The organism is Paracoccus sp. S1E-3 (assembly GCF_013868135.1).
Lineage (GTDB): Bacteria > Pseudomonadota > Alphaproteobacteria > Rhodobacterales > Rhodobacteraceae > Paracoccus.
In genome coordinates, this window is the sequence record NZ_JACEMU010000010.1 from 1 (window position 1) to 18,252 (window position 18,252).

Annotated in this window: 21 protein-coding genes and 3 pseudogenes; 17 read left to right on the top strand and 7 right to left on the bottom strand. The window is 60.9% G+C overall.

Annotated elements, in window-relative coordinates:
• Nucleotides 1–158 precede the first annotated feature (158 nt).
• From H1S04_RS12570 to H1S04_RS12585, 4 genes and pseudogenes are all read left to right on the top strand, one after another.
• Nucleotides 159–916 (top strand): IS5-like element ISPso2 family transposase gene (locus H1S04_RS12570; RefSeq protein WP_101754952.1). Its coding sequence is split into 2 segments (ribosomal slippage): nucleotides 159–483 and nucleotides 483–916, totalling 759 coding nucleotides; the frame shifts between segments, so codons are not numbered across the junction.
• On the top strand, nucleotides 913–1,233 hold the full coding sequence (locus H1S04_RS18960; RefSeq protein ID WP_370521531.1) for a DUF4130 domain-containing protein: 321 nt from the start codon (nucleotides 913–915) through the stop codon (nucleotides 1,231–1,233). The genes H1S04_RS12570 and H1S04_RS18960 overlap by 4 nt, the downstream gene beginning before the upstream one ends.
• Nucleotides 1,142–1,489: pseudogene (locus H1S04_RS12580) on the top strand (CopG family transcriptional regulator); the annotation flags it as partial. The gene H1S04_RS18960 and the pseudogene H1S04_RS12580, both read left to right, overlap by 92 nt.
• A gap of 180 nt (nucleotides 1,490–1,669) precedes the next feature.
• Complete coding sequence (locus tag H1S04_RS12585) at nucleotides 1,670–2,602, top strand: PHB depolymerase family esterase (protein ID WP_366521941.1); 933 nt, start codon at nucleotides 1,670–1,672, stop codon at nucleotides 2,600–2,602.
• Between the two features lie 200 nt (nucleotides 2,603–2,802).
• On the opposite strand, the pseudogene H1S04_RS18965 reads toward H1S04_RS12585, so the two are convergent.
• From H1S04_RS18965 to H1S04_RS12600, 4 genes and pseudogenes are all read right to left on the bottom strand, one after another.
• A pseudogene (locus tag H1S04_RS18965) lies at nucleotides 2,803–2,904 on the bottom strand (DUF736 family protein); the annotation flags it as partial.
• 31 nt (nucleotides 2,905–2,935) lie between these two features.
• Nucleotides 2,936–4,012: a hypothetical protein gene (locus H1S04_RS12590; protein WP_181745907.1), complete on the bottom strand. Its 1,077-nt coding sequence runs from the start codon at nucleotides 4,010–4,012 to the stop codon at nucleotides 2,936–2,938.
• 167 nt (nucleotides 4,013–4,179) lie between these two features.
• Nucleotides 4,180–4,638, bottom strand: a complete 459-nt coding sequence (locus H1S04_RS12595; RefSeq protein ID WP_181745908.1) for a type II toxin-antitoxin system VapC family toxin — start codon at nucleotides 4,636–4,638, stop codon at nucleotides 4,180–4,182.
• Nucleotides 4,635–4,871, bottom strand: a complete 237-nt coding sequence (locus H1S04_RS12600; RefSeq protein WP_036743548.1) for a hypothetical protein — start codon at nucleotides 4,869–4,871, stop codon at nucleotides 4,635–4,637. The genes H1S04_RS12595 and H1S04_RS12600 overlap by 4 nt, the downstream gene beginning before the upstream one ends.
• A gap of 41 nt (nucleotides 4,872–4,912) precedes the next feature.
• On the opposite strand from H1S04_RS12600, the gene H1S04_RS12605 reads away from it, so the two are divergent.
• Entirely contained in the window at nucleotides 4,913–5,974 is a 1,062-nt protein-coding gene (locus tag H1S04_RS12605; RefSeq protein WP_181745909.1) for a tyrosine-type recombinase/integrase, read from the top strand.
• Here the strand turns inward: H1S04_RS12605 and H1S04_RS12610 are convergent.
• Complete coding sequence (locus H1S04_RS12610; RefSeq protein WP_181745910.1) at nucleotides 5,962–6,174, bottom strand: hypothetical protein; 213 nt, start codon at nucleotides 6,172–6,174, stop codon at nucleotides 5,962–5,964. The two genes, H1S04_RS12605 and H1S04_RS12610, sit on opposite strands and share 13 nt — an antisense overlap.
• 527 nt (nucleotides 6,175–6,701) lie before the next feature.
• On the opposite strand from H1S04_RS12610, the gene repA reads away from it, so the two are divergent.
• From repA to H1S04_RS12640, 6 genes are all read left to right on the top strand, one after another.
• Entirely contained in the window at nucleotides 6,702–7,913 is a 1,212-nt protein-coding gene (gene repA, locus H1S04_RS12615) for a plasmid partitioning protein RepA (protein ID WP_181745911.1), read from the top strand.
• Nucleotides 7,914–8,016: 103 nt separating this feature from the next.
• Nucleotides 8,017–9,012, top strand: a complete 996-nt coding sequence (repB, locus tag H1S04_RS12620; RefSeq protein ID WP_101754829.1) for a plasmid partitioning protein RepB — start codon at nucleotides 8,017–8,019, stop codon at nucleotides 9,010–9,012.
• 161 nt (nucleotides 9,013–9,173) lie between these two features.
• Nucleotides 9,174–10,454: a plasmid replication protein RepC gene (gene repC / locus H1S04_RS12625; RefSeq protein WP_181745912.1), complete on the top strand. Its 1,281-nt coding sequence runs from the start codon at nucleotides 9,174–9,176 to the stop codon at nucleotides 10,452–10,454.
• A gap of 79 nt (nucleotides 10,455–10,533) precedes the next feature.
• Complete coding sequence (locus H1S04_RS12630; RefSeq protein ID WP_036743537.1) at nucleotides 10,534–10,884, top strand: antitoxin Xre/MbcA/ParS toxin-binding domain-containing protein; 351 nt, start codon at nucleotides 10,534–10,536, stop codon at nucleotides 10,882–10,884.
• A gap of 6 nt (nucleotides 10,885–10,890) precedes the next feature.
• Nucleotides 10,891–11,385, top strand: a complete 495-nt coding sequence (locus H1S04_RS12635) for an RES family NAD+ phosphorylase (protein WP_036743535.1) — start codon at nucleotides 10,891–10,893, stop codon at nucleotides 11,383–11,385.
• Nucleotides 11,386–11,530: 145 nt separating this feature from the next.
• Nucleotides 11,531–11,764 carry a WGR domain-containing protein gene (locus H1S04_RS12640; RefSeq protein ID WP_181745913.1) on the top strand — a complete coding sequence of 78 codons (234 nt, stop codon included), beginning with the start codon at nucleotides 11,531–11,533 and terminating at the stop codon, nucleotides 11,762–11,764.
• A 117-nt stretch (nucleotides 11,765–11,881) separates the two neighbouring features.
• Here H1S04_RS12640 and H1S04_RS12645 read toward each other — a convergent pair whose 3' ends face one another.
• Nucleotides 11,882–12,262 carry a hypothetical protein gene (locus H1S04_RS12645; RefSeq protein WP_181745914.1) on the bottom strand — a complete coding sequence of 127 codons (381 nt, stop codon included), beginning with the start codon at nucleotides 12,260–12,262 and terminating at the stop codon, nucleotides 11,882–11,884.
• 674 nt (nucleotides 12,263–12,936) lie between these two features.
• Between H1S04_RS12645 and mobC the strand changes: the two genes are divergently transcribed.
• The 5 genes from mobC to H1S04_RS18775 all read left to right on the top strand — a co-directional run bounded on the left by mobC (nucleotide 12,937) and on the right by H1S04_RS18775 (nucleotide 16,643).
• Nucleotides 12,937–13,524: a plasmid mobilization relaxosome protein MobC gene (gene mobC, locus H1S04_RS12650; RefSeq protein WP_181745915.1), complete on the top strand. Its 588-nt coding sequence runs from the start codon at nucleotides 12,937–12,939 to the stop codon at nucleotides 13,522–13,524.
• 68 nt (nucleotides 13,525–13,592) lie between these two features.
• Nucleotides 13,593–15,395, top strand: a complete 1,803-nt coding sequence (locus tag H1S04_RS12655) for a relaxase/mobilization nuclease domain-containing protein (RefSeq protein WP_220185226.1) — start codon at nucleotides 13,593–13,595, stop codon at nucleotides 15,393–15,395.
• Nucleotides 15,396–15,702: 307 nt separating this feature from the next.
• The gene (locus H1S04_RS12660; protein ID WP_181745917.1) at nucleotides 15,703–15,948 is read left to right on the top strand and encodes a plasmid stabilization protein; all 246 of its coding nucleotides are present in this window, start codon (nucleotides 15,703–15,705) and stop codon (nucleotides 15,946–15,948) included.
• Complete coding sequence (locus H1S04_RS12665) at nucleotides 15,945–16,364, top strand: type II toxin-antitoxin system VapC family toxin (protein ID WP_181745918.1); 420 nt, start codon at nucleotides 15,945–15,947, stop codon at nucleotides 16,362–16,364. The genes H1S04_RS12660 and H1S04_RS12665 overlap by 4 nt, the downstream gene beginning before the upstream one ends.
• Nucleotides 16,365–16,643, top strand: coding sequence for a hypothetical protein (locus H1S04_RS18775; RefSeq protein WP_255435606.1), 279 nt, complete (start codon nucleotides 16,365–16,367; stop codon nucleotides 16,641–16,643). It abuts the gene before it with no gap.
• Nucleotides 16,644–16,678: 35 nt separating this feature from the next.
• Here H1S04_RS18775 and H1S04_RS18970 read toward each other — a convergent pair.
• Nucleotides 16,679–16,804 (bottom strand): annotated as a pseudogene (locus H1S04_RS18970) (transposase); the annotation flags it as partial.
• A gap of 90 nt (nucleotides 16,805–16,894) precedes the next feature.
• Here H1S04_RS18970 and H1S04_RS12675 point away from each other — a divergent pair.
• Nucleotides 16,895–18,094: an IS701 family transposase gene (locus tag H1S04_RS12675; protein WP_181745920.1), complete on the top strand. Its 1,200-nt coding sequence runs from the start codon at nucleotides 16,895–16,897 to the stop codon at nucleotides 18,092–18,094.
• The last annotated feature ends 158 nt before the right edge of the window (nucleotides 18,095–18,252 follow it).

Genomic DNA, 18,252 nt, shown 5'->3' on the forward strand with positions numbered 1-18,252 from the left:
CGGCTTATATTATCGCTTGGTCGATGTGGCGAAGGGCTCATCAAGCCGCAGCAAGGCAGGCACACCTTCGAAGAAACGTGCAACTGTAATGCTAGGGTCAGGATGCATTGATTTCTGTTTCGCTGCGTGATTCACGCCTCCGAAAACGGAGCGGTGACATGAGCGATCTCTTCTGGCTGACCGACGCGCAGATGGCGCGCCTGGCTCCCTTCTTTCCCAGGTCGCACGGGAAGCCCCGGGTTGATGACAGACGGGTGCTGAGCGGGATTATTTTCATCAATCGCAATGGCTTGCGTTGGCGCGATGCGCCCGCCGCGTATGGCCCACATAAGACGCTCTACAGCCGGTGGAAGCGTTGGAGCGAAAAGGGCATCTTCGCGCGGATGATGGCCGGGCTGGCGGCGGAACACGGCGAGAAAACGACCGTGATGATCGACGCAACATACCTCAAGGCCCATCGAACGGCGACCAGCATGGCCGCCAAAAAGGGGGGCGTGGTCGCCTGATCGGTCGAACCAAAGGCGGTATGAACACCAAGCTGCACGCCATCTGCGACAGTCAGGGGCGACCGATCGACCTGTTCGTCACCGCTGGACAGGTCAGCGATTATATCGGCGCTCGTGCCCTGCTGAGTGGCCTGCCAAACGTCAAATGGCTACTCGGGGATCGTGGCTATGACGCTGACTGGTTCAGAGAAGCGTTGCAGGACAAGGGGATACGTGCCTGCATCCCAGGCCGGAAGAAACGCAAGACGCCGATCAAATACGATAAGCGGAGATACAAGCGGCGTAACCGCATCGAGATCATGTTCGGCAGGCTCAAGGACTGGAGGCGCGTCGCGACCCGCTATGACCGATGCCCCAAGGTGTTCCTCTCAGCCATCGCCCTCGCGGCTCTCGTCATCTATTGGTTATGAATCCTGACCCGATCGCAACGCCTCAGGGCGTTGCGCATTTCAGCAACGCAAAGCTGTCGTTCGGCCCCCCTGCTGAAAAGCCAGACATTCCCGCTGATGCGGCTGAGGCTTTGTGGGCAACCTATTTTTCAAATATCTTCAACCCCGCGCGCCTTCATGTGAAGGCCATGAAGTCGGAAATGCCGGTCAAATATTGGCGAAATTTGCCCGAGGCACGGCTGATTTGTCGATCTGGGACGCATCGACCTGCTTGTGCAGGAAGGTTTTTACGGCAACCGCAGCGATTTCATCCGCACAGCGATCCGCAATCAGCTTGAGACGCAGGGCGATGCGGTCACCAGGACGATCGAACGGCATACGATGGAACTGGGATTGCGTGACTATGGCCGGGCAGAGCTGGAGTCGCTGCGCGACAAGGGCGAAGTCCTCCATGTCCGTGTCGTCGGTCTGGCGCGGATCGGCGCGGATGTGAGCCCGGAGCTTGCGCGCGCGACCATCGGCTCGATCACCGTGCTTGGGGCTTTGCAGGCAAGCGCGGACATCAAAGAGGCGCTTGCCGACCGAATTCGGTAGCGCACAGTAAGGGAAATCAAGACCATGATAAGATTTGACGCCGGCGCGAAGCGCCCGGTGCGGGATGGCCTGCGCGCTGCCCACAGCTCCGCCGCCAATGACCTCGTTCGCCGCACGCTTGCCCAGCACGGGCTGCTTCCCGCGACCGGCCAGCTTCAGCCTGCCGGCCGGTTGCCGGATTTGGGCGCGCTGCTGCGCGGAATTGGCAACCCGTCATCCGAACCGCAACAGCCTCCGCTGCCAATCCCCGATGGCGCGCAGTTCCGTTCCGTTATCCACACATGCGCGGCTGGCAGGAGGCACTACCGCACATATGTTCCCGCCTCGGCCGCCGGTGGTATTGCCGGCGTCGTCGTAATGCTGCATGGCTGCACCCAGACCGCCGAGGATTTCGCGGCCGGCACAGGCATGAACGAGCTGGCCGAGTTGCACAGGCTGGTTATGATCTACCCCCAGCAATCCCGTGGCGACAATGCGCAATCCTGCTGGTGCTGGTTCAACCCCGAAGACCAGCAAAGAGGAAGGGGTGAACCCGAGATCATCGCCGGGATTGCACGCCAGGTTTGCACGGAATTCACCGTTACCGGCGAGAATTGCTTTGTGGCAGGCCTGTCGGCCGGCGGCGCCATGGCCGCGATCCTCGGCCGGACCTATCCCGATGTCTTTGCGGCAGTAGGTGTTCACTCTGGCCTGCCGCATGGCGCGGCGCGAGATGTCGGATCGGCTTTTGCCGCTATGGCAGGTCGGGGCGAAACCCTGCCGCCGGCGGTGTCCCATTGCCCGGCCCATGCCCGGCATCAGCGATGGATACTGTTTCACGGCACCCAGGATGCCACCGTGCATCCGTCGAATGCCGACGCGCTTGAACGTCAGGCGCTCGACGGCGTTTCGCAGACAATCGAGTCCGACGGCCGCGGCGTCGCAGGCGGACGTTCCTATCGCCTGCATATCGCCACCTCCACGAATGGCGAAAGGGTGCTCGAAAGCTGGCGCATCGAGGGCCTTGCGCATGCCTGGTCGGGCGGGCGGCCCAATGGGTCGTACACCGATCCACAAGGCCCCGATGCGAGTGCCGAGATGCTGCGCTTTTTTCTCGGTGAGGGCGAGGTCTGAGCTTTCTGAGAGCGCGCCGTCACACCCGGCAAGCCCTCTATTATAGCCTTGGTGAAAAACTCCTGCGCCCCATCGTCGAGAACGACATGCGCCCGATAATTCTGCTGGCCGTTCCTGCACCCAGCCGTTAGCGCTTGCAAAAATCCAGTTTCCGAAGGTGCATCTGATCGCCCGCAAGGCCGGCCCCTGCTTGTTCTTAAGAGGTTGGCGTAGATCGGATGCGCGAAGCTCGGATCGTCGAGCTTCAGGACCAGGTAGGGCTCTGATAACGTGACCGCCCAACGACGGCATATGTGTGCCAAGGTTGGTCTGCAAATACGCAGAGGGGAACGGTCACATCATCAGAGCACTCCAGATCCGGAACCGCCGGGTTCCGGTGATTTCACGGACGAGGCCCATTGCCTGCATCCGGGTCAGCAGGCGTTCGGCAGTATCGCGGCTGATCCCGGCGGTGGTCTCGATGGTGGCCGTCAACGCCTGGGGATGCGTGATCAGCGCGGCGATGATCTTTCCCGGATCGTATCCCTTGATCGCGGCCGTCATCCGGGCCGCGCGTTCGGCCCAGCCCTGCAGCCGCAAGAGGTCCTGCCGTGACGCCGTTGCAGCGTCGGTGACGGCAACGCAGTGATCGCGGAGCCGGGCCTCCGGAGGGCCCCCGCGCCGCAGGACCCGCCGCCCGGCCCGGCCGAGCGGCGCGAACGGCAGGGTCAGGCAGTCGGCGGCCATGGTTCGGGCAGACCACGCCGCGCCCTCGAGCAGATCGCCCTCAGGGGAAAGATCCGTCAGCGCCCAGGCGGTGCGGGCGAAGGCGCCCTGGGCGATCGGGTGCAGATCCTGCATTCCCGCCATTCTCTCCTGAAACCCCCTCGCTTCCGCATCGAAGTCCTCGCCCTGCAAGCGCAGGCCGAGCGCATCGCGTGGCGCATCGTCGGACTGCACCCGGTGCAGGCCGAGGAAACTGCGCAGGTCCGTCGTGTCTCCCTGCCCTGCCAGCCGCCGCATGGCCCATCGTCCCTGCTGCAGGGCGGCAAGATCAGTCCCGGCCCGGGCCTCGGCGAGATCCCGGGCCAGCTCGTCGGCCGGCACAGGGGTGCCAGCAGTCCAAAGCAGTTCGGTGGTTTCCGAGAGCGCCAGCCGGGCGATTGCCCCCTGCCCCATCCCCGGGCCCATCGCGGCCACCAGCGCGTCCAGGCGGCCCACCGCCATCGCCGCCCGGGCCAGCTCCAGGGCGCAATCGCCCTGGGCTTTCCGCCAGGCCGACGGATCGATCAGGGGCCTGCGGTCCGCGTGCGGCAAGGGCGGGAAATCCCCCTCCCCGTCATCGTCGAACTCAGGCGGGGCCCGGGGATCGTCGTTCGGCGGGGCTGGATCGTAGATCGAGGGCAGCGAGACGCCTTCGATGCCGTCCATGTATGGAAGGGTACATTTCGTCATATCCGCAGCATGAACCTGTCCTGCGGTTCACTCAAGTGTTTTAACGAAGTGGCTATTATTCCCGATAAGGAACCATTATCGACAGTGTTGAAGAAGGACTAACATTCCGCTATCACGGGCGGAGAAACCGGTCAGGGAGAGCCTCAATGCGCCGCGGGATCGCCCAGCAGACGAACGAAGGGCGCGGCCTCGGGCACCGCCGCCGCGGCCCGGACAAAGCGGCGATCCGCGGTCACCACCGGCACCTCCTGCCGCATCGCCAGAGCGAGATAGCTGCAGTCATAGACCGGATGATCCAGGAGCAGCGACAGCTGCAGCGCCCGCTGCGCCAGCGAGGCGTCCTCTGCTCCCTGGCGCAGCGGCGCCCGGGTGATCAGGTCGAGGGCATCGGCCGCCTCTTCCGGCAGCAGTCGCTGCCGCCGTACGGCCGACCACAGCGCATTCGCGACCTCGACGAAGATCAGGGCCGGCGCGTAAAGTGGCCGTCCGTCGAGCAGCGTGACGGCAGCTTCACTGCCCTCTTCCTGCAGCACCCATTTCAGCGCAGTGCTGGCATCGACCACACAGGGTCCGGAGACGGGACCGGCAACGGCGTCGCTCACGCGCGCGCGTCCCGTCCCGCGCGCACCAGCGCCGCGCTGTCGGTGCCGCGATCGAGGCGGGCCCGCAACCGGGCCGCCGCCGCTGCGAAGTCCTCGGACTGGCCGGGCGTGCCCAGCACCTCGCGCAAGAGCATCCGGTGCTCGGCCTCGACCGAGCGGCCATTGGCAGCCGCGCGCAGCCGCAGGGCCTGCGCCGTGGTTTCGTCGACATCCCGCACGATCAGCTGTGCCATGGCTGGTTCTCCATCAGTTCGTTATCAATGATAGCAACCGGATGTCACGACTTCAACCCCTGCCCCTTCCCGCCTCGCTGACGCCCGCCGACCAGGACGCCCTGGCCGAACTCTTTCGCCGTGGCACGGCCGAGAACACGCTTCGCGCCTATGAACAGGACCTGGCCTATATCGGCGCCTGGAAGGCCGCGGCCTTCGGTGCCACACTCGCCTGGCCCGAGGAAGAAGCGGTGGCGCTGCGCTTCATCCTCGATCATGCGCGGGATTTGCGCGACGCCACCGGGCCGGCCCGTGAGGCAGCCGAGGCTCTGGTGGCCGCGGGACTGAGGCGCGGATACGCCGCCCCTGCCCCGTCGACACTGGATAGACGCATCGCCAGCTGGCGCGCCTTCCACCGGATGAAGAACCTTCGCTCTCCCTTTGACGCGCCGCTGATCAAGGAAGCCCGCATCAAGGCGCGGCGGGCCGCAGCCCGGCCGCGCGAGCGCAAGTCCGAAAACCCGATCACTCGCGAGGTGCTGAGGGCGATGCTGGCGACCTGCCGCACCGGCGCGAGGCGCGACCTGCGAGATCACGCCGCCCTGGCGCTGGCCTGGGCCAGCGGCGGGCGCCGGCGCTCCGAGGTCACGGCGTTGAATCTCGACGATATCGACGCCCGGCCAATGGCGGAGCGCGGGCTGATCCGCATTCGCCTCTTGCACACCAAGACTACCACGCCCGATCAGGCTCCCTGGCTGCCGCTGAAAGGGTTTCCGGCACGCTCGGTGCTGGCCTGGATCGAGGCCGCCGGGATCACCGGCGGGCCGCTCTTCCGTCCGATCAGCCAGGCCGATCGGGTGCTGAAACGTCGCCTGACACCCGGCGGGTTCCGCGAAATCGTCGGGCATCGGCTGGAGCTGGCCGGCTATCCACCCGGTTTCGCCAGCCCGCACGGGCTGAGGTCCGGGTTTCTGACGCAGGCCGCGCTGGATGGCGCGCCACTGGCCGCCGCAATGCAGCTGTCGCTGCACCGCGATCCGGCGCAGGCGCAGAAATACTATGCCGATGTCGAGATCGAGGATAACCCGGCCACGGATTTGCTTGAGCGGTTTCAGCCCGATTGACATTCGCTCAGCTGCGCCATTCCTGCGTTCCGCGCGGCCTTGATGTTGCATGTCCGGTCCAACGGCAGCCTGCGCCCTGCCCCGCTGGCGCGCTCATCTGATCGGTAACCGATGCCGGCTGTTTCATGCCGGCCATCCGGGACTTCGGTTTCAGCGCCTATTTCGGAAGGGCTGACAGCCAAGATGATCTCTATCTTCATTCGATCGTCTCTTTGGTGCCGAAAGCAGCCGCGTGACGCAAAGAATCAGCTGGGGCAACCCAGTCGATTCCCGCTGTTTCCCTTCGCACTGACATGCATTGCCTGCATGTTGGCGCGCGGAGGTGCGTGCGCTTGATGGAAGCGACTGATCACTGATGGGCGCAAGGCGATGCCGACGCAATCCGTTTCGGAGGAGACTGTTCTTGGGCTCCTAGCGTTCTGAACGCTTCAAGCCTCTCGCATTTTGACAGCCGTGCAGCGAAGAAAAATAAAATAATAACAAATCATTACGATGTAATTGACGCGAAGAGCAACTCGACTGCCCATCCGAGCATATGACAGCTTTCCCTAGGTATAGTGTAGCAATTTTCCCCGGTCGCAACAGATTGTCGCGACATCTAGGTCAGTTGGCGGATTGGGCAAGATCAAACCGCCGGACGAAAATCGTTGTTAAGCCTTGTTTTTCAGTGTAGATGACACTTTAATGAGCGAAATCGCTGAAAAAGCGATATTTAGAGGGCAGGCGGATGCGAGAACGGTCTTTTGCGGCTGATACGAAGGATCAACCCTTCGACGAGATCATCATGCAGCAAGGAGAGTTGATTTCCGACCGCCTCAATATGTTGCGGCAGGAACAGTATCCGCCGGACGCCCAAAAAGGTCTACGTCAGTTTTCATTGGCCGAAGTTGCCTACTATATAGGCGTGACCCAGTCGACCATTAAGAAGCTTCATCTCGAAGGCAAAGGTCCTGAACCTGAAACATCGTCTTCCGGGAGGCGCAGCTACTCGGCCGAGCAGATGCTGGAACTGAGAGCTTATTTCGACAAGTTCGGTCGCCCCGGAAAGCGCCGCTATGTCCCATATCGACAGCCTGGCGAAGAACTGCACGTTGTGTCTGTCGTGAACTTCAAAGGGGGTTCCGGAAAGACCACTACCGCCGCCCACCTCGCGCAGCACTTGGCGTTGAAAGGTCATCGAGTTCTTGCGATCGACTTGGACCCTCAAGCCTCGCTCACAGCATTGCACGGCATTCAGCCCGAACTTGACGACGTGCCTTCGCTCTACGAAACACTTCGGTATGATGACGAGCGCAAGCCGATCACCGAGGTGATCCGGCCAACAAACTTCCCCAACCTGGATATCGTTCCGGCAAGTCTCGAGCTTCAAGAGTACGAATACGATACCCCGGTTGCTTTGACGAGCAGCGATCCCCATGAGGGCCGTTCCTTCTTCACTCGTATATCGAAGGCGCTTAGCGAGGTTGATGACCGCTATGACGTAGTCGTAATCGATTGCCCTCCTCAGCTTGGCTACCTCACCCTCACTGCTCTGACGGCTTCCTCTTCTGTGATTGTGACAGTCCATCCTCAGATGCTGGACGTCATGTCGATGAGCCAGTTTCTCTTGATGCTGGGCGGGATCATGAAGACGATCCGTGATGCAGGAGCAAACATGCGCCTTAAGTGGTTCCGTTACCTCGTAACGCGTTTTGAACCAACGGACGGCCCTCAAAAGCAGATGGTCGGGTTCCTCCAGGCGATGTTTCCAAGTCAATTGCTTTCAGCCCCTGTACTGAAATCAACGGCGATCTCCGACGCCGGGATCACCAAGCAGACGCTTTACGAAGTTGAGCGGTCGCAGTTCGTGCGGACTACTTACGACCGCGCAGTCACGTCTTTGAATGATGTGAACGACGAAATCGCCGAACTGATCCACAAGGCTTGGGGGCGAGAATGACTGTGGTTTTGACAGCCGTGCAGAGCGCAAGTTTTGACAGCCGTGCAACTGTCGAAATGTGCGCTGCACGTCGAATGGATTCTGACAAAAAGGAGATGGCTTGATGGCTCGCAAAGACCTTTTGAAGAGCGTCATGGCCGGCTCGCCGGAGCAGCCCAAGGATTCCGGTCGCTCCGGATACGCAATGCGCGGCGCTTCGAAATCGATGAAGGTTTCGATTGATAGCCTTGCGGAGAACTCTAAGCGTCTCCTGGAAGGCGAAACCATTGTCGAGATCGAACCGCATTTGATCGATGTGTCATTCGTTTCGGATCGGCTTAGTGATGACGACGTTGCTTTCGACGAACTGAAGGCATCGATCGCAGCCGGTCGCCAGGACACGCCAGTATTGCTCAGACCGCATCCGGAAGCGGATGGTCGCTATATGATAGTCTTTGGGCATCGCCGCGTGCGTGTTGCATCGGCGCTCAGCCGTAAGGTTCGCGCCGTTGTGAAACCGATGGACGATGTGGCCCACATTCTTGCTCAAGGGCAAGAAAACACTTCGCGCGCAGATCTCTCTTTTATTGAGAAGGCCCTATTTGCAAAGAGCCTCTTGGATTTGGGGCAAGAAAAGGATGTGATCCAGTCCGCCCTGACCATAGATGGTACTTTGCTTTCGCGCATGTTGTCAGTGGCGCAGAACGTCCCGCGGCACGTGATCGAACAGATTGGCCCTGCAAAGCAGATCGGGCGTGATCGTTGGGAGGATTTCAAAAAGCTGACTTCGGAGCCCGAGAATGAGAAGATACTCAAGGGAGCTTTGGAGTTTGACGGATTTAAGGGTCTCGACAGCGATTCTCGCTTCGAGTTCCTGCACAGCAAGCTAGCAGGAGCGGGCAGGGCGCCGAAGGGCCGAAGAACGCGTGCCACGCCCAAGAAACGAACCTGGACCGCAGGCAAAGGCCGCATCAAAGGCGTCATCGGTCGGTCCGGAAAAGCATTCAGCATTTCACTTACGGCACAAGATTCAACCGAGTTCGGGGACTTTCTCTCGGGTCGGCTTGATCAGCTGTACGATGAATTCCTCGTGACGAAAGAGGAGCAGTCAGAACAATGATCTAGGCAAAAGAAAAGCCCCCTAAGCAGCGTGGCCTGAGAGCTAATCTGAAAAGTTTGGTCGCTTAGAGGATATCTCTCCCGCGAATCACTGTCAACAAGAACGCCACTTTGGCGAACGGCTTTCTTTTGCCTCCACATAACAGGAGGCGAGAAACAGGCATGAAACATACAGGTTGGCGCAAGCCGACACCGGGTCTTGGCGTTGCAGAGCAACTTGCCCAAGCCGGTGAACAGGTAGCTGTACCCAAAACGCGGGCCTTCGTGGCCGTGAAGCGGGTGGGTGCATATATTGGGCTCAAGGCCGGAGACTTGATGCTCCTCGACACGCTGGGGGCGTTTACCCAGTCCCAGGACTGGGAGGAAGGGCAGCGCCCGATCGTCTGGGCATCGAATGCCTACCTGATGGAGCAGACGGGTTTTTCGCTCTCCGCGCTCAAGCGCTATGCGCGGCGTCTGTCCGAGATTGGCGTGATCTCCTTCCAGGACAGCTCCAACGGCAAACGGTGGGGACACAGGGACGCAGAAGGGCGCATCGTCGAAGCTTATGGCTTCGATCTGTCGCCACTCGCGGCCCGGGTCGAGGAGTTCGAGGAGCTTAATGCCAAATTGCAGGCCGAACGCGAGCTCTGCAAACGTCTGAAGCGCCAGATCACCGTCGCGCGCCGAATGATCCGTGCGCGTATCGAGGCGGCCATCAGCTGCGCACTGCGCGGGCCTTGGACGCAGTTCACGAGGCTCTTCGAGGAACTTCTGGACCGGCTTCCGCGCCCTCATGAAGCTTCTGACCAGCTTGCGCGCGTGCTGGGCTGGTTCAAGGAACTCCAAGCGCGGGTCGAAGCCGCCTATGTCAAGGCAACTGGGGCCACCGTTCCTGTGGAAAACACGCCTCAAACTACGCCACAAGGCGCCAAGAAGACTCAAGAAATGAACCCCAAGGAGGTCATTTCCGACCCTCATATACTAATTACAACCCAACTTAATCCTGTAATCAGTAATTCCTCAGAAGATGAGGAAGTCGCAGCCTTGGTGCCAAATGCTCAGCCCGAAGATCAGGTTGATAGGGAATTGGAAGAGTGGGTGGCCAAAGTGCGCAAGAAGCGAGCGGCGCTGGATCTACCCACCGTTATGCAGGCTTGTCCGGAATTCGCGTCTTGGGCCCGCAATCTGGGTGGTTTCCTGAAGGATTGGGGCGATCTGCACCGGGTTGCCGGTCAACTCAGGCCGATGATCGGAGTGTCCGAGCATGCCTGGAACGTGGCTCAGGATCGTTTGGGCAAACAGGTTGCGTCAGCGGCGCTGGCGCTTGTTTTCGAGAAGCATTGTGCGGGCGAAGTTGCCTCTCCGGGTGGATACCTGCGTGGCATGGTCGAAAAAGCCGGGGCAGGGGAGTTGCATCTCGAGCGCAGCTTCTATGGCAGGCTCAGTGGGCAGGCGGCGTGATGGTGCATCGGAAGGCATTCGCGGTCTTGATTGCCGCGCATAATGACGCTATATGACGTCAATATAAGTGGAGCTTATCATGCAGATCGAGTCCTTTGCCGAAGGTGGTCTCTTTGCCCCGGCCCGTATCGCCGAAATCCTGCGCACGACGAAGGATGAAGTCGCGCGGACCGTCGGCCTTGGGCGTGACGCCTTGATGCGGGCCGACCGGGTGCAAAGTCCGAAAACCCAGAAACGCCTTCGCGAGATGGTTGAGATCCTGAACCGGGTCGAACCGCGCTTCGGTTCGGCCCTGATCGCCTATGCCTGGTACCGGTCGGAACCGCTGCCGGGATTTAGTGGCCTGACCGCCATGCAATTGGTGCGCGATGGGCAGGCTGAGGCGGTCATGGACTATATCGATGCCGTCGATGCAGGCGTCCACGCCTGAGGTCAAATGCGTTATCAAGGACTGCTTTATCGGGCGCTGAATCCGATCTACGCCCGTGACCCGTTGTCGGGGGAGGGCGCGCGGAAACATGGTGGGCGCTTCAATCCCAAGGGCATGCCTGCGCTCTACACGTCGCAATCGGTCATCACCGCCCTTCGCGAGGCAAACCAGGTCGGAACGCTGCAGCCGACGACGCTTGTCGCCTACGAGGCCGATATCGATCCGATATTCGATGCGACCGATGCTGCAGAACTGGCAAGGTACGGATTGAGTATGGCTGACCTTGCGGCAGATGATTGGCGCACGCGCATGCTGGCCAAGGGGATGGCGCCGACCCAGGTATTGGCAGAGCGGCTCAGGGCCGCTGGATGTTTCGGGATGCAGGTTCGCTCTTTCGCAAAGGGGGCAAGTACGGCAGATCTGAATCTCGTCCTCTGGGTCTGGACATCCGGTAGCCCGTCGCGACTGCAACTTGTCGATGATGAAGGCCGGCTTAGCTGAACCGGGCGGTGCTCACGGCCCCAAGTATGGCCCCATAGCGCGGACCTTGGATCATCAAAGTCCTGAATCTGTTTTGAAGGATTGATTCAGCTTTCTGATTGGACAGTGCCTGGCGCCCGGCCCATTTTCAAGACAGGAGGTTCGCATGTCCTGTCAGTTGCTCTACCGAATCGATCCCGATCAGAACATGGCCCGGTTCTACCGGGTGGAGATCCTGTTCGATCTCTTCGGTGACATTATCGTCGAGCGCCGTTGGGGCAGGGTCGGGGGCAGGGGGCAAGGCCGGGTTATCTGCTATGCATCGATGTCATTGGCGGAGGGCGCAGCGACCGAACTGATCCGGGCAAAGATGCGGCGCGGCTATCTGGCCGCCGCCTGAACCTGCCTTTCAACCGAGCGATTGCACCGACTGCCATCGACGGGTCTGCAGTTGACAGCTGGTCATCCGCGAACGAGCCCGTCCGGGCCCATCCCGGCTTCGTAACCCGCAACGCCTTCACCCCTGATCGCGTTCTGCCGAGATCGCGCAGCTGATCTCTTGCCGTTTATCGTCACTCAGACCAGCCATCAATCTGTGGATCATGCGGATCCGTCCGTGCGGCCCGAGCGGATAACGCGCCAGCTTCTGCCCTGCTGCCAGGAACACCGCACGCAGATCCTCGAATGTCGCGGTGTTGGCCCAGAACTCCGCATCATCCATGGCATCAAGTAAGGGCGGCATGGGTGCCCCGGTCTGCCATTCCTCCAGGATGACCGATAGCACATGCTCGGCATCGTCAGGATGGCATGCATGGATCGCATCGATCAGTTCCGCAACACGCGACAGGCGCAGTCCTGAGCTCATCTCCTTGCAATCCCGTCCAGCAGCATCGTCCATTTTCCCCTCCACCGGTATGGGCACTCCGCAATTGGGACAGCCCCGAAAACATTCGTTTTCGGGGTCTGGCCGTCGCCGAGACTGGGGGTAGCTGTGGCACGGGGAATCGGCGGAAGTGGTGCGGCCCGCAGCCGCGTCAGCGGCGAGGACCCGGTTCTGTCGATTCCCCTTGCCAGAGCGAGGGGCAACGCCCCTAAACTTCTTCTGGCCGATTGCCCTGCGCCGGAGGCGCACGATCTTCTGTCCTGGTCTTAATCTGCCACGGCTTCGGTTTCGAACGCATCGGTGCCGGCCAAAGGGCAGGGGCCTCTATACCGTTTTGGGGCTTGCGGCACCGCCGACCTGCAGGCGGCAGTTCCGGCTCTTCGGACAAGCCCTGCGTGAGGACTCAGGTCGCGGCAACGCGATGGCTTATCGATTGAGAGGATCGCCATAGCGGGACTGCGGATCAACACCTGAATTCTTTCTGTCAGGTGAGACGGCGCCAGATTGGCGCCTGCAGCGGTGCCGGCGTGCCGGCGCTGTTTTTCATTGAAGCAAACGGACCATATGTGCCGCACCGAGCATCCCGGCTTTCGCGACAGCGGGCGCAACCCTTGGTTGCGATTTTTGTTTATTATGCTCGCGATCTTGGGTTACTCTGGCACATATGGGGAAGTGGCAGGAAATGCGGAATGTTTACAAAACGTCTCGCGGCCATCGCCAGGAGAATGTTGATGGCGCGAAAATCGCTGACGAAAGACCAGAAAGCAGGGGCAATCCGGCAACTGAAAGCTGGCGGGTCTGTTTCGGCGGTGGCCGATGCTGTCGGGGCCGAGCCGGAGGCGATCAAGAAGGAGAAGGCCCTCAAACTGCGCCAGTCAGAGGCGACAACGACCTATGGCAGCGCCGTTGCGGTGCGCCTCTCGCCTGAAGAATTGCAGCAGCTGGACCGGCTGAAGGATGTTCTTGGCACGGACAGCAGGTCGGAAGTGCTGCGCACCTTGCTGCGTTCAAGCGTCGGGATGCTCGAATTTCCGGCCGAGCAGGCGGCGGAACTTGAAGCGATCAAGCACGAACTGCATAAGATCGGCGTGAACATCAACCAGATTGCCTTCGCCGCGAATACCAGGAAGATCAAGCTGGCGAAGGGTCAGATGCACGCCTTGGACGATTTGCGGCTCACCATGCCGAAGGTCCGGACCTTCCTTCAGGCGGTGGTCAGCGAGCAGCGCCGACGCGGAGTGCGACTATTCAAAGCCTTTGTCGAGGGTGAGGCATGAACCGGGGCGGCCTCGCAAAGGCGCTCATCGGCGAGATCGAATTTCCGATCTGGCAGGGTGGGGCGGGTATGCTGGCGTTTCAGCAGGCCGAGGTTGCGCGCGAGTTCGACAGGTTCATGACGCCGAAACCCAAGGTTTCCGGGCGCGCGGCGGGCCTGTGGCGCGTTGCCCAGGGATCGAGTGCGGCGGTGCTGAAGAAGATCCATAATGGCGGCACCCATACCGGAAAGCAGCTTGGCAATCAGCTTGATTACCTGTTCTCGAAGGCGGCGGCTGTGTTCGGGAACATGGCCGATCTGGACCCACGCGCCCGGACGCTGGACGGGGATCAGCGCAAGGCCATCGTCGATCAGTGGTCTGACGAATGGACCGGCGATCCGAAGAATGGCCATACTACGCATCTGCTGGTGTCTTTCCCTTTCGATGTGAGCGGGGAGCGCGCCCGGACGGTGGTCGAGGAATGGTGCATGGAGATGTTCCAGTCCGGGCTGCATTCGGACGGCGAGGAATGGGCCTATGTCGCGGCCCTGCACACGGATCGCGTCAACCGGCATGTCCATGTCGTCGTGAACAATAGGGGCCTGGAGAACGGCGACTGGTTCTTCATGGCGAAGGACCACGCTTTCAACCTCGATTTTATGAAGGAACGCCTGGTGGAAATCGCCGGCAGCCAGGGCATGTTTCTGGACAAGAGTAGCCGCCTGGATCGTGGCGTTCTGACCTATGGGCCGTCACGGGCCGAGATCGAGCGCGCTGCGCGTGAAGGCCGTGAGCCTATTGAGGCTCGCCGGCAGGGCAGGGCGCTCAGCGATGCGCTTGATCATATCCAGCGCAATATCGAAACGCTGCGCAGCCTTGCAGTCATTGCCACGCTTATCAGCGATGAGGACTTGGCGCAGAAGATCGAAGCCGCGGCCGACCTGCTTGAGCAGGGCGGCATCATCAATCACCGAAATCAGGAGATCGTCATGGACGCAGAAACCATCCGCAATCGCGGCGATCTGGCCAATGCCTTCGGGAACTGGCTGGATGAAAGCGAGAAGGACATTTCGCGCCTGCCCGTGCAGGAGCAACGCGAAATGCGTAAAGAACTATATGGCATCGCCTCGGAAATCGTGCGTGATCTGGGCGATAATCGCGGCGCTCAGTTGATGCACCACGCCCCGCGCACGCCGGTCTATCAGGCGCAGATGGACGGTGATCGCATTACCGTCGAGGGCAAGCACAAGGTTATCGGGCCTGATGGCTCGAAGGAAATGACAGCACAGATTGGCGCAGCCGCAGAGAAGGCAGGTCTCGATCCGAGCGTGATCCAGTCCAGGATGGAGACCGGAGCCGCGAATGCCTGGCAGGAGCGCGAATGGATCAAGGCCGATATTCTGGCTGTGGCCGACGCGAAGAAGATCGATCTTTCCTCCGAGGAAGGGCGGAGTAGGGCGGCCGAGCTGGTAGATACCTTCTTTGCCGCCGCGGCCCGCACGATTTCCCGCGCGGTGCCGATCGAGCAGGAGGTTCAGAACGACAGGCTCACCCGCACCCTGTCTGCAATGGCCGATGCGCACGCCCAGCATGGCAAGGTGGAGTTCCAGAATGACGAGCACGCTGCGCGCTTTGGTGCCGATTTCCGCGAACGTTATGGTGAAAACGCCATGTCGCGGATCGCGGCGGGTGACACCAACGGCCTGGCCATCGATTTCCCTGATGCGGGTCAGCGTCGGGCTATCGTGCGGGCTGTGGCAGCGGCGGGCGAAGCCCATCAGTCGGTCGGCATAACCCTCGCTCAGACCAGGCAGGTCAGTCAGAAGATGGCCGAGCAGGAGGTTGACGAAAAACAAAACCGGCGCAGCAAGGAACATGGGCACGAGTTGTGATCGCATCACCGATTGAACCGCCGATTTTCCTCCCGACTTATTGCTGGTTGGGCGGAACGCTGACTTGCGGCAGCGCAGCATGTCGGCCGCAGCGAAAGCAGCAGACCAGACATTCGCAGACCAAGCCACTAAGGCTGTCGTTCCTGCGTGAAATGCGCACGACGGCTGTCCGTCCGCCTGATCGCCCTCCTACTCTCAAGAACAAGGCACTTTTCCGAGACCAGTCCAGCCATCGCACAGAGACAATCGAGTTGATTGCAATGCAATCATCTTCTATCTTGCCCAAGTCTAAATTCGGAGCAGGCAGGTGGCGAGCATTACGATTCGAAATCTCGATGATGGCATCAAGCGCCGCCTCCGGGTGCGCGCGGCCGAGCATGGGCGGTCGATGGAAGAAGAAGCCCGTGAAATCTTGCGCGAAGTGGTCGGTGATCTGCGCCCGCCGTTGAACCTGGCCCGCAGTCTGCGCGCGCGCGTGGCGTGCACAGGCGGCGTCGATCTGGACATTCCCGCCCGTGACGCGCTGCGCGAACCGCCTGTCTTTGGCCAATGATCATCCTCGATACCAATGTCGTGTCGGAGCTTCTGCGTCCGGCACCGGAAAAGCGCGTCGTTGACTGGCTTGGAAGCCTCGATGGCAGCGGCGTCTACCTGACAACAATCACCGAAGCCGAACTGCGCCTCGGTGTTGCCATCGTGCCCGCCGGCAAGCGCCGTGACCGGTTGGCCGAAATGATCGACCAGATCATTCGCGAGGATTTCGCCCACCGCATTCTGCCCTTCGACAGCCCGGCAGCGATAGCCTTTGCAGCCATTGCTGCCAGCCGCCGTGCCAGTGGGCGACCGATCGCCCATGCCGATTGCCAAATCGCGGCGATCGCGCAGGCGGCTGGGGCGAAGGTCGCCACCCGCAACATGCCTGATTTCGCCGATTGTGGCATCAAACTGATTAATCCGTGGAAGGCCTGAATGAACGCCGTTGAGATCGAACAGGCCGTCACGGACCTTGCCGAAAAGCCCTTTGACGCCGATGAATTCCCCTTCGCCTTCCTTGAAGCCTTCGGGAACCCCACGACCACGATTAGCAACTGTATCTATCAGGTTGCCGGGGCGGCCCATTTCTGGCGGTTCTTGCATAGCGCGTTCGCGATGGTGACCAGCTTTCTGGCGACCGCAGTGATGATGACTTTGTGTGGCTTGCCAGCGTTGCGGAGGCGATCTGCGAAGTGTCTCAGCGTCGGGTTGTGATGTGCTGCGACTAGGGCCGCCTGGAACATCACGTGCCTCAGGGCACGGCGTCCACCGGCGATGGCCCGTTTCCCACGAAGAGTTCCGCTGTCGTGTGCGACCGGTGCCAATCCACTGAGTGCGGCAGCCTCTTCGCCGGTGATGGTGCCGATCTCGGGCATTTCTGCGATCAGCGTAGTGCTAGCATTACAGTTGCATTCTTCTCTCCGCTCTGAATCAATGCGCTACCATGACTAAGTTAGGGATCATGGATGGCGGGGTTGTCGGTCGAAGAGACGCTGGAGCTTTGGGCTTCCTCACTCCGTGAAGTAAAGGCTCGAATTCGGCCGCTGTTTACGCAGGAACGGGTTGCGGCATCGGCCGGTCAGTTTCTCGACGGCTTGTTGGGTGAGGAACGGCGCAAGACGGGTTGGATGCGGGCCGAAGCGGCTGGAGATCCGGGCCCCTGGCGTCAGCAGGCGATATTGGGTCGTGGCCATTGGGATGCCGACGCGCTGCGCGATATTGTGCGGGACTACGCCGTGGAAACGCTGGCTGATCCCGAGGCGGTGCTGGTGATCGATGAAACCGGTTTTTTGAAGCAGGGCCACGCCTCCTGTGGGGTCGCGCGCCAATATACGGGGTCGGCAGGAAAGATCACCAATTGCCAGATCGGCGTCTTCGCCAGCTACGTCTCGCAGCACGGACATGCTTTTATCGATCGGGCCCTCTATCTGCCGAAAGCATGGGCTGAAGCCCCGGTCAGACGAAGCCGGGCCCATGTGCCCGAGGCGGTGGAGTTCGCCACTAAACCTGCCATCGCCCGCAGCATGATCGAGCGCGTGCTCTCGACCAAGGTTCCATTTTCCTGGGTGGCCGCCGACAGCGTCTATGGCGTTGGCGATATCGAAATAGTACTGCGCCGCGCTGGAAAAGGCTATGTCCTGGGTGTCAGTTCCAAGCACGCCTTCAATTCCTGGGGGAAAGCCTATGCCGTCAGCGGGACGGCCGGGAGCATCGCGGAAGACTTGCCGCCCGAGGCTTGGCAGCGTCTTTCGGCCGGCGCGGGCACCAAGGGCGAGCGGCTTCACGACTGGGCCTACCTTGATCTCGCCGATCTCGATGCTGGCGAATTCAATGCTGATCTCAGCGGCGTATGGACCCGGGGCCTGCTGATCCGACGCAATATCTCCGATGGCGAGTTGGCGTTCTTCACCACATGGTGTCCGGAGGGCACGGGCATGGAAACACTGGTGCGTGTCGAAGGGCATCGCTGGGCAATCGAGGACAGCTTCGAGACCGCAAAGAATGAACTCGGCCTCGATCACAACGAGACCCGTTCCTGGCACGGGTGGCACCGCCATGTATCGCTGGTCATGCTGGCCTTCGCCATGATGGCTACCATTCGCCATCACGCAAATGTCGAACCGCCCAAAAAAACGATGCGCAGGCTGCCAAGGAACCCAAGCTGATCCGCTGGTCAATTCAGGAGATCCGACGCATCGCCAATCGGCTGGCCCAACGTCAGATTGAACCGGCTTATATTATCGCTTGGTCGATGTGGCGAAGGGCTCATCAAGCCGCAGCAAGGCAGGCACACCTTCGAAGAAACGTGCAACTGTAATGCTAG

Bases quoted from the DNA above. Each gene is read 5' to 3' on its own strand.
- H1S04_RS12610 (WP_181745910.1), bottom strand. From the start codon at position 6,174: ATGAAGATAGAGATCATCTTGGCTGTCAGCCCTTCCGAAATAGGCGCT.
- mobC (WP_181745915.1), top strand. From the start codon at position 12,937: ATGTTTACAAAACGTCTCGCGGCCATCGCCAGGAGAATGTTGATGGCG.
- H1S04_RS12645 (WP_181745914.1), bottom strand. From the start codon at position 12,262: ATGGACGATGCTGCTGGACGGGATTGCAAGGAGATGAGCTCAGGACTG.
- H1S04_RS12600 (WP_036743548.1), bottom strand. From the start codon at position 4,871: ATGGCACAGCTGATCGTGCGGGATGTCGACGAAACCACGGCGCAGGCC.
- H1S04_RS12675 (WP_181745920.1), top strand. From the start codon at position 16,895: ATGGCGGGGTTGTCGGTCGAAGAGACGCTGGAGCTTTGGGCTTCCTCA.
- H1S04_RS12590 (WP_181745907.1), bottom strand. From the start codon at position 4,012: ATGGACGGCATCGAAGGCGTCTCGCTGCCCTCGATCTACGATCCAGCC.
- repB (WP_101754829.1), top strand. From the start codon at position 8,017: ATGGCTCGCAAAGACCTTTTGAAGAGCGTCATGGCCGGCTCGCCGGAG.
- H1S04_RS12665 (WP_181745918.1), top strand. From the start codon at position 15,945: ATGATCATCCTCGATACCAATGTCGTGTCGGAGCTTCTGCGTCCGGCA.
- H1S04_RS12640 (WP_181745913.1), top strand. From the start codon at position 11,531: ATGTCCTGTCAGTTGCTCTACCGAATCGATCCCGATCAGAACATGGCC.
- H1S04_RS12635 (WP_036743535.1), top strand. From the start codon at position 10,891: ATGCGTTATCAAGGACTGCTTTATCGGGCGCTGAATCCGATCTACGCC.
- H1S04_RS18775 (WP_255435606.1), top strand. From the start codon at position 16,365: ATGAACGCCGTTGAGATCGAACAGGCCGTCACGGACCTTGCCGAAAAG.
- repA (WP_181745911.1), top strand. From the start codon at position 6,702: ATGCGAGAACGGTCTTTTGCGGCTGATACGAAGGATCAACCCTTCGAC.
- repC (WP_181745912.1), top strand. From the start codon at position 9,174: ATGAAACATACAGGTTGGCGCAAGCCGACACCGGGTCTTGGCGTTGCA.
- H1S04_RS12630 (WP_036743537.1), top strand. From the start codon at position 10,534: ATGCAGATCGAGTCCTTTGCCGAAGGTGGTCTCTTTGCCCCGGCCCGT.
- H1S04_RS12655 (WP_220185226.1), top strand. From the start codon at position 13,593: ATGCTGGCGTTTCAGCAGGCCGAGGTTGCGCGCGAGTTCGACAGGTTC.
- H1S04_RS18960 (WP_370521531.1), top strand. From the start codon at position 913: ATGAATCCTGACCCGATCGCAACGCCTCAGGGCGTTGCGCATTTCAGC.
- H1S04_RS12605 (WP_181745909.1), top strand. From the start codon at position 4,913: ATGTCACGACTTCAACCCCTGCCCCTTCCCGCCTCGCTGACGCCCGCC.